The sequence below is a fragment of the Sphingomonas psychrolutea genome (assembly GCF_014636175.1).
Taxonomy (GTDB): Bacteria; Pseudomonadota; Alphaproteobacteria; order Sphingomonadales; family Sphingomonadaceae; genus Sphingomonas; species Sphingomonas psychrolutea.
Window position 1 is genome coordinate 1 of sequence record NZ_BMDW01000013.1, and the last position, 13,710, is coordinate 13,710.

Below are 13,710 nucleotides of genomic sequence, written 5' to 3' on the forward strand. Positions count from 1 at the left end.
TGGAAACGCATCGGCACCTTGCTCGACGCTTTCCCGCCTCAGGAATGCGCCAACTATCTCAGAAACTCCGGCTACGCTTCAACATAAATGGATCAGACTCTAGCGCAATTCGATGACCCGTTTGCCGCGGTTCTCGCCGCGATAAAGGCCGGCGAGCGCATCCGGGCATGCCTCGATCCCGTCGAGCACGTCTTCAGCATAGCGCAGCCGACCTTCGCGGACCCAAGCGGCCAGCTGAGCGACGCTGGCGTCATATCGATCGTTGTGATCGAAAATGACGAAGCCCTGCGCCCGCGCACGCTTGACGAGCAAATGCCGTTCGATGCGCGGACCGGTCGGCCACGGGTCCCAGGCGGGGATCGATGCGGTACCGCAGATGACGACACGTGCTCCGATCGTCAGGCGGGGATACACGGTGTCGCTGATGACGCCGGCGGTATTGTCGAAATACACGTCCACGCCATTTGGGCACGCCGCATCGATCGCGTGGCCGAGCTCCGGTGCCTTGTAGTCGATCGCGGCGGCATAGCCGAAATCCTCGACGCACTGGCGCACTTTGTCGGCCCCGCCGGCGATCCCGACCGCACGCGCGCCGAGGATCGTCGCGATCTGCCCGACCGCTGAGCCCACCGATCCCGCCGCGGTTGACACGAGCACCGTGTCGCCGGGCTTTGGCTCACCGATCAGGGTCAGCGCGAGATGCGCCGTGACGCCGTTAATCCCGAGCACGCCGAGCGCCAGCGATAACGGAAGATCGGTTTCGGTCACGCGGCGGACGATCGCGTCGGAATCGACGGCGGCGAATTCCTGCCAGCCGAACCAGCCCGCGACATGCTCGCCAACGGCATAATTCGGATGGCGGCTCGCGACGATCCTCCCTACCGCGAGGGATCGCATGACCTCGCCGATGCCAACTGGCGCGGTATAGTTGCCGACGTCGGCGATCCAGCCGCGCATCGCCGGCTCGACCGACAGAAAGCGGTTGTGGACCAGAATCTGGCCATCGCCGGGGACCGGATCGTTGCTCTCCCGGATCGCGAAATTGTCCGCTTGCGCCACCCCCGTCGGGCGAGACACGAGAACGACTTGGCGGTTCATGCCACGCCCATCGCGGTCTTCGCCTGCGCATAGTCGTCGGCAAGCCAGTCGATATAGGCAGCGGCGGGTTCCGATCGCTTGATTGCGCCAATGCCTTGGCCGGCACTCCATATATCGCGCCACGCCTTGCTGTTAGCGCCGCCGCCGGAGATGTTGATCTCGCCGCCGGGTGGTCGTTGCAGGTTCTTGGGATCGAGCCCGTTTTTCAGGATCGAGGGAAGCAGGAAGTTCGCGTTCACCCCCGTGAAGCAGTTGGTGACGGTGATGTCGGCGGCCGAGCAATCGACGATCATCTGCTTGAACCCGGCTTGCGTGTTTGCCTCATCGCTCGCGAGGAAGGCAGAGCCGATATACGCGAGATCAGCGCCGAGCACCTCGGCGGCGAGTAGCGAGCGGCCGTTGGCGATACAGCCTGACAGGATCAGCAGCCCGTCCCACCATTCGCGGATTTCCTGCATCAAGGCGAAGGGCGACTGGTCGCCGGTGTGTCCGCCCGCGCCCGCGCCGACCGCAATGATGCCGTCGACGCCCATCTCTGCGCATTTTTGGGCATGCCGGTTTTTGATTACGTCCTGGAAAACCAGCGCGCCGTTCGCTTGGAGTTCCTTGACCAGGTCGGGGTTGGCGGCGAGCGCTAGAACGACGATCGGCACCTTGTGGCGCAGGATCACGTCTAGATCAGCCTGCAACCGCTCATTGGTCCGATGCGCAACAAGGTTGATACAATAAGGACGGTCCCCCACGGTCTCGCGAATGCGCGCCACGTCCTCATCGAGTGCGGCGGTGCTGCATGGGTTTAGCGCAGGCATCGCGCCGATGATCCCGGCCTTGCACTGCGCGATGACCAGATCGGCAGTCGAGGCTATGAACATGGGTCCGGCCATGACGGGCAAGCGAAGTTTCGCGCGCAGATCGGTCGCTAGGCTCATACTGGATCCCAAGTGAAGACGTCGCCCGACTTCTGAAGCGGGTAGAAGTCGTTGGCGAACTGGTCAAAGACCCGTTCGGCGACGGTCTCAGGCGTCCAGCCCTCGGCGGTATGCGCGGTGCGGATCGGACGCGGCTGCGAGAAGAGATATATCTCGTTGTTGCGCACGCCGAATATCTGGCCTGTTACCTTGGCACCGGCATCGGAACACAAAGCGACGACGAACGGTGCGATCTTTTCCGCGACGAGCTTCTTTAGTCCCTCGACGCGCTTCTGCTGTTCCGGCGTCTCGTTGGGGATCGAACTGACCATCCGCGTCCACGCGAACGGAGCGACCGCGTTGGACCGGATGCTGAAGCGCTGCATGTCGATCGCGATCGACTTGGACAGGCCGACAATACCCATTTTGGCGGCAGCATAATTGGCTTGGCCCAGGTTGCCGATCAGTCCTGAAGTCGAGGTCATGTGGACGAACGCGCCCGATCCCTGCTCTTTGAAGAACGGTGCGGCGGCACGGCTGGTGTTGAAGCTGCCCTTTAGGTGCACCGCGAGCACAGCGTCGAAATCCTCGGGACTCATCTTGTGAAACAACACGTCGCGCAAATTGCCGGCGTTGTTCACAACCGCATCGATCCGGCCGAAATTGTCCACGCCGGCCTTCACCATCGCGCAGGCACCGGCCCAGTCGGCGACGCTGTCGTGGTTGGCGACTGCCTGGCCGCCCATCGCGACGATTTCGGCCACGACCTGCTGGGCGGGCGATTCGTTCTCCGCACTTTCGTCGCCAGTCAGCGATACGCCGAGATCGTTGACCACGACCGCCGCCCCGGCCTTCGCCAGTGCGAGCGCTATGCCGCGCCCGACGCCGCGTCCCGCGCCCGTGACCAGCGCGACCTTGCCTTGCATCATGCCCATCTCAGTAACTCTTCGGCAGGCCGAGGACCTTCTCGGCGATGAAGCTCATGATCAACTGCTCGGTGATCGGCGCGAGGCGGGTCAGCGCCGATTCACGGTAGAGCCGCTCGACATGATATTCCTTGGCGTAGCCGAAGCCGCCATGCGTCGCGACCGCCTGCCACGCTGCATCGTGACACGCGCGGGCGGCGAGAAATTTCGCGCTGTTCGCCTCTGCACCACAGGCCAATCCTTGATCGTAGAGCGCAGCCGCCTTCTGGACCATCAGCCACGCGCTTTCGAGATACATCCAGCGCTCGGCGAGTGGATGCTGGATACCCTGGTTCTGGCCGATCGGGCGGTCGAACACGACGCGGTCCTTGGCGTAAGCGGTCGCGCGGCGCAGCGCGTCGCGGCCGATGCCGATCGCCTCCGCGCCGATCAGGATGCGCTCCGGGTTCAGGCTGTGGAGGATATAGCCGAAGCCCTTGCCCTCCTCACCGATCCGGTCTTCGTCGGGGATGAACAGCCCGTCGATGAAGATCGCGTTCGAATCCACCGCCTTGCGACCCATTTTGGGGATCAGGTGGACGTCGATCTTGGACCGGTCGAGATCGGTGTAGAAGATGGTAATACCGTCGGTCGGCTTGGCACAGTCCTCGAACTTGGTGGTGCGCGTCAGCAGCATGATTTTGTTCGAGACCTGCGCGGTCGAGGTCCACACTTTCTGGCCGTTGACGACGTAACCGCCCGGGACTTTCCGTGCGAAGGTCTTGATCCGCGTGGTGTTGAGTCCGGCATCGGGCTCCGTGAAGCCGAAACAGCATTGGTCCTCGCCTGAGACGAGCCGCGGCACCCAGCGTGCCTTCTGCTCGGGCGTCCCCTTCACGACGATTGGGTGCGGGCCGAACAGGTTGATGTGGATCGTCGACGCCGCCGCGAACCCGCCGCCGCATGCCGCGACCTCGCTCATCATCGTCATCGCCTCAGTCACGCCGAGACCGGAGCCGCCATATTCCTCCGGCATGGTGATGCCGAGCCATCCGCCGTCCGCCATCGCGCGGTGAAAGTCCTTAGGGAATTCACCGGTATCGTCGCGGTCGAGCCAATATTCGTCGTCGAACGGTTTGCAGACCGCGCGGACGCCTTCGCGGATGGTGTCGAGATCGTCTTCGGTGGGCAGGGGGCGGGGAGTGCTCATGCTTTGTCTCCGGTCGCGGCGAGCGTGCGCTGGGCGGCCTTGAGGTGGGGGATGTCGTACATCTTGCCGTCGATGCCGAGCGTGCCGGCCTCCGGGGATGCGGCGAACGCGGCGACGATCTTCCGCGCGTCGGCGAGTTCGTCGTCGGATGGGCTGAAGCAGCGGTTGATCGCGGCGACCTGATCGGGGTGGATCGCGATGCGACCGGTGAACCCGTCGCGGCGCGCGTCGCGGCATGATCGCTCCAGGCCCTCGGTGTCGCGGAAATCGGCGAATAGGGTATCGATCGGGGCGACGCCCGCACCCGCCGCCGCATACAGGCACTGCGCGCGCGCGACCTGATAGGGGAAGGTCCAGGCGCCGTCCGGATGCTTGTTGCCGGTCGCGCCGATCGCCGCTCCAAGGTCTTCCGCACCCCAAGTCAGGCCGACCAGCCGCGAGTGCGCGGGCGCGTAGCTGCCAAGCGCGAACATCGCCGCCGGCGTCTCGGTCGCGACGACCGCTATCTTCACGCTGCCGAGCGGCATATCGGCTTTCTGCTCGAACGCGTCGAGATAATGGCCGATGCGATCAATGTCGTGCGCGCCGTTCGCCTTGGGAACCAGGATGCCATCGAGCCCGGGCTTCACCACCGCGGCGAGATCGGCGAGCGTCAGCCCGGTGTCGAACGGGTTGACGCGAACGAAGAATGCCCATGCGCGCGGCGCGGTGTCGTCGAGCAGACCCGCGACCATCGCCCGTGCGGCGTCCTTCTGCGACGGCGCGACCGAATCCTCCAGGTCGAGGATCAACACATCGGCGCCGACGCCCGCCGCCTTGGCGAACTTGCGCGCGCTGTCGCCGGGCACGAACAGGAGCGAACGCAGCCTCATTGCGGCTTGGCCAGCATCAGCGCGGCCCGGGTCGTCTTGCAGACGATCTCGTCATGCTGGTTGAGCCCGACATGTTCGAAGGTGACGATGCCCTGGCCAGGGCGCGACTTGGAGGCGCGCAGGTCCATCACCGTTGTCTGCGAGCGGATTGTGTCGCCCGCGAACACCGGTTTGGGGAACACCGTGTCGGTCATGCCAAGGTTGGCGACGGTAGTGCCGAACGTGGTATCCTGCACGCTCAGGCCGATCACGAGACCCAGTGTGAAGATCGAATTCATCAGCGGCTTGCCAAATTCGGTCTTCGCGCAATAGTCGTGATCGATATGGATCGCCGCCGGATTGTACGTCAGCGACGAGAACATCATGTTGTCCATGTCGGTGACGGTGCGACGGATCTCGTGCATGAAGATGCGCCCGATGGTGAAGTCCTCGAAATACAGACCTGGCACAAAATGCTTCCTTGATTTGGGCGGTTCAGTTTAAGCGGCCGAGGATCGAGACCGCGGCGACGCTGTTGAACGGCGATCCGCCGAGATTGTGGGTGAGCCCGAAATCCATGTTCTGGCGCTGGCGACTACCCGCGCGGCCCTCGAGCTGGATGTAGACCTCGTACGCCATGCGCAGCCCCGACGCGCCGACCGGGTGGCCGAAGCATTTGAGTCCGCCATCGATCTGGCACGGGATCCGGCCGTTAGCATCGTAATCGCCGTCCAGAACGTCGAACAGCGCGCGACCCTCGTTTGACAGGCCGAGATCTTCCATCGTCACCAGTTCGGTGATCGAGAAACAGTCATGGACCTCGGTCATCGACAGATCGGCGCGGGGGTCAATCCCTGCCTCGGCATAGGCGCGGCGCGATGCGACCTGAGTGTTGCGTACCGACGCGCCGTCCCATTCGCCGTACTGCATCTCCCAGCCATTGCTGGCCGAGAGCTGGATGGCCTTGACGGTGACCGGGTTGGCGCGACCGAGCGACTTGGCGATCTCCGGCGTGGTAACAATCGCGCAGGCGGCGCCGTCCGATACGCCGCAGCAGTCGAACAGTCCGAGCGGATCGGCGATCATCGGCGCGGACAGGATCTTCTCCATGTCGACTGGATTGCGCAAATGTGCCTTGGGGTTGAGCGCGCCGTTCTGATGGCTCTTCCACGAGACGTGGCCCATTGCGCGCTTCAAATCGGCGGCATCGACGCCGTGGCGGGCAGTATAGGCACCGGCGAGCTGCGCGAAGGTCCCGGGCGCGGATCCGTACGGCATCCACAGATCGTTCGCGAGCCCCTTGGTCTTGAGCGGCAGCCCGCCATACCCCGTGTCCTTAAGCTTCTCGACGCCGAGCGCGAGAGCGAAATCGACAGCACCCGAAGCGACTGCATAGGTCGCCGCGCGCAACGCCTCAGTCCCGGTCGCACACATGTTCTCGACGCGCGAGACAGGGATGGTTTGCAGCCGGAGTGCGTGCGCAAGGGGCAGCGCGCTGTTGCCGACGCTGATATCGTCGAGCGCATTGCCCATCCACGCCGCTTCGATCTGGCTGCGGTCGATACCGGCGTCGGCAATCGCTTCCTCGAACGCCTCGACCATCAGGTCGTCGGCGCCCTTGTCCCAGCGTTCGCCGAACTGGGTGCAGCCCATACCGATGACCGCAACGCGATCCTTGATCCCGGTTGCCATTTCAGTTCTCCAGCGAAGGTCGCACATGTGGTGCGGCCTTCCAGAAATAGGTGCGAAAACCCCGCTTGCGATCGATCCCCTTGATGCGCAGCCGCATGGCGAGCGGATCGCCGACCGAGAAGCCCTTCGGATCCGCGTCGGTCAATTCCATGAGCACGCGCGCCCCGCCGTCGAACTGGACGAGGCCGAACCAGAAGGGCGGATCGGGCGTGTAATTGAGCCGGTCGGCGGTGACCGAAACAAGGTTGGCCGCAACATCGGCGAGACGGATGTCGGCCATCGGTTCGGGGCCGGTGGCACCGGGGCGCACGGGCATGCGGCTCTTGGGGAATTGCACGTTCCCGGCTGAATCGCGCCCACCGATAAAGCCGATTGTGTTGCGGCCGTGGCGTTCGAGTACCGTCCCCTGCGCCTTCTGCTCGAACTCGGATCGCACGCCCCAATCGAGCGCGATCTCTCCGGTGAGCGACAGGAATCGTACATAGTCGGTTGTGACGATGCCGGTGGCGAGCATCGCACTTGCCACCGAGCTGCCGGGGGTATCGCCGGTGGCTTCGAACAGCAAAGCGTCGCAGCCCGAACCGAAACTGGCGAGCAGGATGATGTCGCCCGCTTTCGCGGCATCTAGCGCCAGCGCGAAAGCGTAGAGCGCATGCGCCGCGCCGAGATCGCCAGCCTTGGCCTCAAGATCGGTAGCGTAATTGGGTGCGGTGACTCCAGACAGTTTGGCGATGTCGCGCCACAGATTGGGGAGAGGTTCGTGGACCGCCGCGTGGGTGATGGCGGAAGGGTCGATCCCGGCATCTGCACAGGCGGCGCGGATCGTGGGGGCGATGACGTCGCGCGCGGAGACTTCGCGGACGAAGCGTTCCTCATAAACATAAGGCGTGGGATGCTCGCGCGAGGCATAAGTGTCGACCAGATCGCGTGACAGGCTGGCCGAGCCGATGAATCGCGCGGCCCCCACATCGCCGACGCGCACTGCCACGCCGCCGTCGCCGAAGCGGAAATGCTGTGCGCTGCCCGCCCTGGCCGGGCGCTTCTCGCCGGCGGCAATCACCGTGTCGCCAGACCCCTGCACCGCATCGAGTAAGGCCGCTACGGCGCAGCGGCGCGATCCGGCGACGTCGTTGCTGCGCGTGGCGACGGGGAGGGCGAGGGCTTCGATCGCTAGCGTCGCCTGGCTGCGTTCGAAGAACGGGGCCGAGGTGGACGCAAAGATGAATTTTGCCGGCGCGGATTCGGAAACCAGCGCACGACTCGCTTCGACCGCTAGCGTCAGCGCATCCTCATCCCAGCCCGCGACGGCGCGCGTGCCCGCACCCCTGCCGCCGAGTCCCGAAAAGCGCAGCGCCTTCGCCGCGGCTGCGCGATCGAGCCGCAGCAATGGAAGATACCCGCTCGCGCCTGAAATGAACCTGCCCGACATTCCTCATCCTGTATCGTTTCTGGGTTTTGTTCCGCAGGTTTCTTGACACCATTCAATGAACTTGTAAACAGGTTGACGAAGATCGCGGCGCAGCCATAAGGGCGTCCGGCAAGGAAACGGGGTTCAGCGTGAGTCGCAACATTTTTCGCGATGATGTCATGGTAGGGACGCCGGTTTTGATGACTGGCGGCGGTTCCGGCCTGGGCAAGGGAATCGCTACCGCGATCGCCGCCCGCGGGGCGGCGATGCATATTTGCGGCCGCCGCGCCAACCTGCTGGAGGACGCCGCGAAAGCGATCGCGCCAAGGCTTTTCCCGACCGAGGGCGCGTGGCGGAAATTGAACCCACTACCGGGCATGAAATTCTCCGCGACGAACGATGATACCGTGCCGCTCGGTCTGTTCGGCGCAATGGCTGAGTTCAAGAACCTGATCGTCTTGCTGCTGTCGGACGGATGCAGCTATCTGACCGGGCAGACGGTCGCGATCGGCGGCGGACGGACTCGTGCCCAGTCCGCTGCCTTTGCCGACCGCTCCGACTTGACCGACTGGCGTTGGCAGGATGTGCGCGAGATGATCCAGGCTTCTTCCGCACGCGATAAGGCGAACCGGGCATGATCGACCGCAAGATTTTTACGCTTGAGCATGATATGTGGCGGGAAACCGTCCGCAAGTTCGTGGAAAAGGAGATCGTGCCGTTGCATGCGCAGTGGGAGCGCGACGGCATCGTCCCGCGCGAACTGTGGCTTAAGGCGGGTGAGGCTGGTCTGCTGTGTTGCACCGTGCCGGAAGAATATGGCGGGCTCGGCCTCGATTATCTGTTTGACGTCGTGGTATTCGAAGAATTGTGGCGCGTGGGGGCTAGCGGTCCCGGCTTCCTGATCCATACCGATTTGGTCTCCACCTACATTTTGTCGTTCGGCAGCGAGGAGCAGAAGCGGCACTGGCTGCCCAAGATGGTGCGCGGCGAGGCGATCGGTTCGCTCGGCATGACCGAGCCACATGCCGGATCGGACCTGAAGGCGGTGCGCACCAAGGCGGTGCGCGATCCGGAGGCGAAGCCGGGCGACAACGATGCCGACTTCGTCATTAACGGGCAGAAGGTGTTTATCTCCAACGGCCAGATGTGCGACGTGATCGTGCTGGCGACCAAAACCGACAGCGACGCTGGAGCCAAGGGCGTTTCGCTGTTCCTGGTCGACGCCGCGACCAAGGGGTTCGAGCGGGGCAGCAATCTCGAAAAACTGGGTATGAAGGCGCAGGACACGTCCGAACTGTTCTTCGACAATATGCGCATCCCGGCATCGTCGATGCTCGGCACCGAAGGTGGCGGCTTCAAGCTGATGATGACCAAGCTGGCGCAGGAGCGGCTGGCGCAGGCGATCCGGTCGGCTACGGTTACGGAGACGATGATCGAGTGGACCGTGGATTACACTGCCGAGCGCCGCGCGTTCGGCCAGACGATCGGTGATTTCCAGAACACGCAATTCGTTCTGGCGGACCTGAAAGCACGGAGCGTGATGGCGCGCGTGTTTACTGACAAGTGCATCGAACTGTTCATGGCCGGCGAACTGGATTCGGTCGATGCAGCAATGGCCAAACTGGTTACGTCGGAACTGCATTGCGAAGCGGCGGACAAGTGCCTGCAGCTGTTCGGAGGCTGGGGCTATATGTGGGAATATCCCATCTGCCGCGCGTATGCGGATGCGCGGATCGTGAAGATCGCCGGCGGATCAGTCGAAATCATGAAGACAATCATCGCGCGCGAGATGTTCAAAGGCAAGCTCAGCCCGAAACGGCTGGATTGAGCGTTGGGCGACGACGATCCGTCATCGAACAATTTTTCGGAGCGTGATTTCACGGATTCGCGTAACGGCGTTGGGTCCATTCTCAAGTCAGGATCTGTCGTGCCAAAGGATCTCAACGCCAACCTTCGTTTCGGTTTTCTCGTTCACGACGTGTCGCGCCTGCGCCGCGTCGTGGTCGATCGTGCGCTCAAACCGGTGGGTATCACGCGCTCGCAATGGTGGATTCTCGCTTTTTTATCGCGTCGTGACGGCATGACGCAGACCGCGCTCGCCGCCGATCTTGACCTGACCAAGGTGGCGATCGGCGGCCTGCTCGATCGCATGGAAGGGTCGGGCTATGTCGAGCGCCGGTCCGACCAGCGCGATGGGCGGATCAAGCGCGTCTATCTGACGAGTTCGGGGGCGAAATTCCTCTCCACGATCCGCAGCAACGTCCAGGATGTCGAACAGGACATCATGGCCGGCGTCAGCGACAACGCGCTTCAGGTCACGGCGGACACGCTGATCCTGATCAAACGCAATCTGCGCAGCCTTGTCGATGGCGAAGCGGGCGATAGCGAACACAGTTAACTTCAAAGGAGATTAAGCGTTGCGTGGTTTGAAAGGCAAAGTGGCGATCGTCACCGGCGGCGGTCAGGGGATCGGGCGCGCGTTATCGTTGAGGCTGGCCGAGGAAGGTGCGAAAGTCGCGATCTTCGACCTGAAGCCGGAGGCGGGCGAGGAGACCGCAGCTCTGGCGGGCGCCGGTGCCACGGTGAGGACCTACGAAGTCGACGTCGGCGACCAGGACGCGGTGAACGCCGCGGTCGATCGAGTCGAAGCCGAACTGGGTCCGATCTGGGCGCTGGTCAACAATGCCGGTTGGGATCAGCCCGCGCCGTTCCTCAGCACCGACAAGATGCTGTGGGACAAGATCATCCGCATCAATCTTTATGGCCCGCTCCACACCCACGCCGCGGTCGCGCCGAAGATGGTCGAGCGCCGCGCCGGGCGGATCATCAATATCGCGTCGGACGCCGCGCGCGTCGGCACCAGCAACGAAGCAGTTTATTCTGCGTGCAAAGGTGGGCTTATCAGCTTTACCAAGTCGGTCGCGCGCGAACTCGCGTCGAAGGGTGTGCTGCTTAACGTCGTCTGCCCGGGGCCGACCAACACACCGATGATGGCAAGCGTGCTCGGCGAAGGCGAACAGGCCGTGAAGTGGAAGGACGCGATGGTCCGCGGCATTCCGCTGAAGCGCATGGGCGAGCCCGAGGATTACGCCGGAATCGTCGCTTTCCTGGCGTCGGACGATGCTAGCTTCATAACCGGCCAGACCTTCTCGGTCGCCGGCGGCATGAACATGATCTGAGCCGCGCTTGACGCAACCTGTCCCCTACGGTTTCGAACCGACCGAACTGGGGTCCGGTTTCGGCCGGGCGTTCTGCTCGGTCTGGCTGAACCGCCCGACCTGCCGCATGGGGTTCCACGTCGCCGAACAGCATGTGAACCCCGTCGGGGGTTTGCACAGCGGTGCGATGGCAACCCCCGGCGATACTCAGTTGATGGTGTTCGGGGCGGGGGCAGAAAAGCGCGCGAGCCATTGCCCGACAATCAGCCTGTCGGTCGACTATCCGGCACCCGCCGCGGTCGCGGCTGAGATCGAGGACAGGGTGACGATGGTCGAGCAGAGCCACACGATGCTGTCCACCCAAGCAACGATGACCGTCAATGCCGACCCTGTCACACGGTCGCGCGCCATCTATCGTTCTAAAGACCAAGGAGACTGACATGATCGACCCGACGACTTTTGAAGACGTTATCTATGAAAAACGTAACCGTGCAGCCTGGATCATCATCAACCGACCCAAGCTTTATAATGCATTTCGGGCAAAAACGATCGAGGAACTTATCGCAGCGTTTAAACTTGCCGCCGACGACAAGGGAGTGTCTTCAGTGGTGTTGACGGGCGCGGGCGACAAGGCGTTCTGCACCGGGGGGGATCAATCCGCGCATGAGGGGCAATATGACGGCCGAGGTATTGTCGGGCTGCCGATTGACGAGCTGCAGTCGATCATCCGTGATATTCCCAAACCCGTGATCGCCCGCGTGAACGGTTTTGCGATAGGCGGCGGCAACGTGTTCGCGACGCTCTGCGACCTGACCATCGCTGCGGATACTGCCAAGATGGGGCAAGTCGGCCCCAAGGTTGGTTCGGTCGATGGCGGCTGGGGTACGGCGCTGCTTGCACGCCATGTCGGTGACAAGAAGGCACGCGAGATCTGGTACCTCAACGAGCAGTACACAGCGCAACAGGCGCTCGAGATGGGGCTGGTCAACAAAGTCGTGCCGGCGGCCGAACTCGACGCCGCAGTCAATGCCTGGACCGATACGATCGGTGAACGCTCGCCGACCGCGCTCGCACTCGCCAAGCGGTCGTTCAACGCCGACAGCGAGAATATTCGCGGCATCAGCCAGATGGCGCTGAACGCGGTGAAGCTGTTTTACGATACCGCGGAATCGAAGGAGGGCGTCAACGCCTTCACCGAAAAGCGGAAACCCGACTTCCATAAATATGTGAAGTGATCGGGTGATCGTGATGCCGCGACGGATCGACCCCGGCGAGCTCGCCACCGTCCTGCTGCCGGGCGGGCTGACTTTGGTGTCGGCCTGTTCGGCGGAGTCCACCGTGCTCGCGGATGCGGTGGAGACGGCAGGGGCGGCACTGGGCGCGATGACGTTCGCCGGGATCTTCGTCGGCGGGCTAAACCGGCGCACTTGGCGTGCGGGGCCGAAGGCGAGGGTACTTACCTTCTTCCTGACGCCGGACCTGCGCGCTGAAGCCGATCGTGTCGAGTTCCTGCCGCTCTGCTATCAGGATATTCTGGTCGAACTGCGGCGTCGTAAGCCTACCGCGGCGCTGTTCATGTGTTCGCCGCCCGATGCGGACGGACTGTGCAGCTTTGGCACCGAGGTCGCGTTCATCGCCGAACTCTGGCGCGAGATCCCGGTACGGATCGCGCATATCAATTCGTTGATGCCGCAGACACGGGGCAGTTTCGGCATCCCCTTCGATGCGCTGACGGCCTATGTTGAGCAGGACCAGCCGCTGGCGGGTACGCCAGCGGCGGAGCCAGACGCGGTCGCCAGCGCGATTGCTGCGCATGTCGCGCGCTTCGTACCGGATGGCGCGACGGTGCAAGCGGGGCTTGGCAAGCTTCCCGACGCGGTGTTCGGAGCGCTCGGTGCGCACCGCGACTTAAACGCGCATACCGGCTTAATGGGCGACGGATTGCTTCGCCTGATCGAGGCGGGTGCGGTTCGCCACGCCACCGTCGGCGTCGCGATCGGCAGCGCACGGCTTTACGCATCGCTCGATCATCCAGCGATACATTTCGCGCCCGTGTCGATCACGCACGGTGCCGAAAGTCTCGCCGCGATCGACGACCTCGTGACGATCAATTCGGGGATCGAGGTCGACCTGTTCGGCCAGGTCTACGCTGAACTGACCCCACGCGGACTGATGTCGGGGCCAGGCGGTGCGTCCGATTATGCCCGTGGCGCCCGCGGTCACGGCCTGCGCATCGTCGCGCTGCCGGCGAACGCGGGGAACGGCACCATAAGCCGGATCGTCGCACCCGGCCAGGCGGCCGGACCGGTGTCGCTCGGCCGGATGGACGTCGACGTGATCGTCACCGAACACGGCGCTGCAGACCTGCGCGGGCTCGGCTATGAAGCACGGGCACTTGCCCTCATCGCGATCGCGGCGCCCGACAGGCGCGATACGCTTGCAGAACAGTGGGCGGCCTACGCCCGCAAACTTTAGGAGAC

15 protein-coding genes are annotated in these 13,710 nt (G+C 63.5%); 7 read left to right on the top strand and 8 right to left on the bottom strand.

Annotated features, from left to right (window positions below; all coding sequences use genetic code 11):
* Positions 1-99 precede the first annotated feature (99 nt).
* Genes IEV62_RS11250 through IEV62_RS11285 form a run of 8 tightly spaced genes read right to left on the bottom strand, consistent with a single transcriptional unit; the run spans position 100 to position 8,093 of the window.
* Positions 100-1,098 carry an NADP-dependent oxidoreductase gene (locus IEV62_RS11250; protein WP_188447492.1) on the bottom strand — a complete coding sequence of 333 codons (999 nt, stop codon included), beginning with the start codon at positions 1,096-1,098 and terminating at the stop codon, positions 100-102.
* Entirely contained in the window at positions 1,095-2,027 is a 933-nt protein-coding gene (locus tag IEV62_RS11255; protein WP_188447494.1) for an NAD(P)H-dependent flavin oxidoreductase, read from the bottom strand. Before IEV62_RS11255 ends, IEV62_RS11250 begins: the two co-directional genes overlap by 4 nt.
* The gene (locus tag IEV62_RS11260; protein WP_229733052.1) at positions 2,024-2,935 is read right to left on the bottom strand and encodes an SDR family NAD(P)-dependent oxidoreductase; all 912 of its coding nucleotides are present in this window, start codon (positions 2,933-2,935) and stop codon (positions 2,024-2,026) included. The genes IEV62_RS11255 and IEV62_RS11260 overlap by 4 nt, the downstream gene beginning before the upstream one ends.
* A gap of 7 nt (positions 2,936-2,942) precedes the next feature.
* Complete coding sequence (locus tag IEV62_RS11265) at positions 2,943-4,121, bottom strand: acyl-CoA dehydrogenase family protein (RefSeq protein WP_188447498.1); 1,179 nt, start codon at positions 4,119-4,121, stop codon at positions 2,943-2,945.
* Complete coding sequence (locus IEV62_RS11270; protein WP_188447500.1) at positions 4,118-4,993, bottom strand: HpcH/HpaI aldolase/citrate lyase family protein; 876 nt, start codon at positions 4,991-4,993, stop codon at positions 4,118-4,120. Before IEV62_RS11270 ends, IEV62_RS11265 begins: the two co-directional genes overlap by 4 nt.
* Positions 4,990-5,442, bottom strand: coding sequence for a MaoC family dehydratase (locus IEV62_RS11275; RefSeq protein ID WP_188447502.1), 453 nt, complete (start codon positions 5,440-5,442; stop codon positions 4,990-4,992). Before IEV62_RS11275 ends, IEV62_RS11270 begins: the two co-directional genes overlap by 4 nt.
* A 25-nt stretch (positions 5,443-5,467) precedes the next feature.
* The gene (locus IEV62_RS11280) at positions 5,468-6,664 is read right to left on the bottom strand and encodes an acetyl-CoA acetyltransferase (RefSeq protein WP_188447504.1); all 1,197 of its coding nucleotides are present in this window, start codon (positions 6,662-6,664) and stop codon (positions 5,468-5,470) included.
* A 1-nt stretch (position 6,665) separates the two neighbouring features.
* Complete coding sequence (locus tag IEV62_RS11285; protein WP_188447506.1) at positions 6,666-8,093, bottom strand: 3-oxoacyl-[acyl-carrier-protein] synthase III C-terminal domain-containing protein; 1,428 nt, start codon at positions 8,091-8,093, stop codon at positions 6,666-6,668.
* A 128-nt stretch (positions 8,094-8,221) separates the two neighbouring features.
* Between IEV62_RS11285 and IEV62_RS11290 the strand changes: the two genes are divergently transcribed.
* The 7 genes from IEV62_RS11290 to IEV62_RS11320 all read left to right on the top strand — a co-directional run bounded on the left by IEV62_RS11290 (position 8,222) and on the right by IEV62_RS11320 (position 13,705).
* Positions 8,222-8,710 (top strand): Rossmann-fold NAD(P)-binding domain-containing protein, encoded by a 489-nt coding sequence (locus tag IEV62_RS11290; protein ID WP_229733054.1) that lies wholly within the window; start codon positions 8,222-8,224, stop codon positions 8,708-8,710.
* Complete coding sequence (locus tag IEV62_RS11295) at positions 8,707-9,900, top strand: acyl-CoA dehydrogenase family protein (protein WP_188447508.1); 1,194 nt, start codon at positions 8,707-8,709, stop codon at positions 9,898-9,900. Before IEV62_RS11290 ends, IEV62_RS11295 begins: the two co-directional genes overlap by 4 nt.
* Positions 9,901-9,999: 99 nt before the next feature.
* The gene (locus IEV62_RS11300) at positions 10,000-10,470 is read left to right on the top strand and encodes a MarR family winged helix-turn-helix transcriptional regulator (RefSeq protein WP_188447510.1); all 471 of its coding nucleotides are present in this window, start codon (positions 10,000-10,002) and stop codon (positions 10,468-10,470) included.
* A 19-nt stretch (positions 10,471-10,489) separates the two neighbouring features.
* Positions 10,490-11,251, top strand: a complete 762-nt coding sequence (locus tag IEV62_RS11305; protein ID WP_188447512.1) for a glucose 1-dehydrogenase — start codon at positions 10,490-10,492, stop codon at positions 11,249-11,251.
* Between the two features lie 7 nt (positions 11,252-11,258).
* A complete protein-coding gene (locus IEV62_RS11310) occupies positions 11,259-11,669 on the top strand; it encodes a PaaI family thioesterase (protein ID WP_188447514.1) in 411 nt (136 codons plus the stop codon).
* 1 nt (position 11,670) lies between these two features.
* The gene (locus IEV62_RS11315) at positions 11,671-12,465 is read left to right on the top strand and encodes an enoyl-CoA hydratase-related protein (RefSeq protein ID WP_188447516.1); all 795 of its coding nucleotides are present in this window, start codon (positions 11,671-11,673) and stop codon (positions 12,463-12,465) included.
* Positions 12,466-12,478: 13 nt separating this feature from the next.
* Positions 12,479-13,705 (top strand): acetyl-CoA hydrolase/transferase C-terminal domain-containing protein, encoded by a 1,227-nt coding sequence (locus tag IEV62_RS11320; protein WP_188447518.1) that lies wholly within the window; start codon positions 12,479-12,481, stop codon positions 13,703-13,705.
* Positions 13,706-13,710 lie beyond the last annotated feature (5 nt).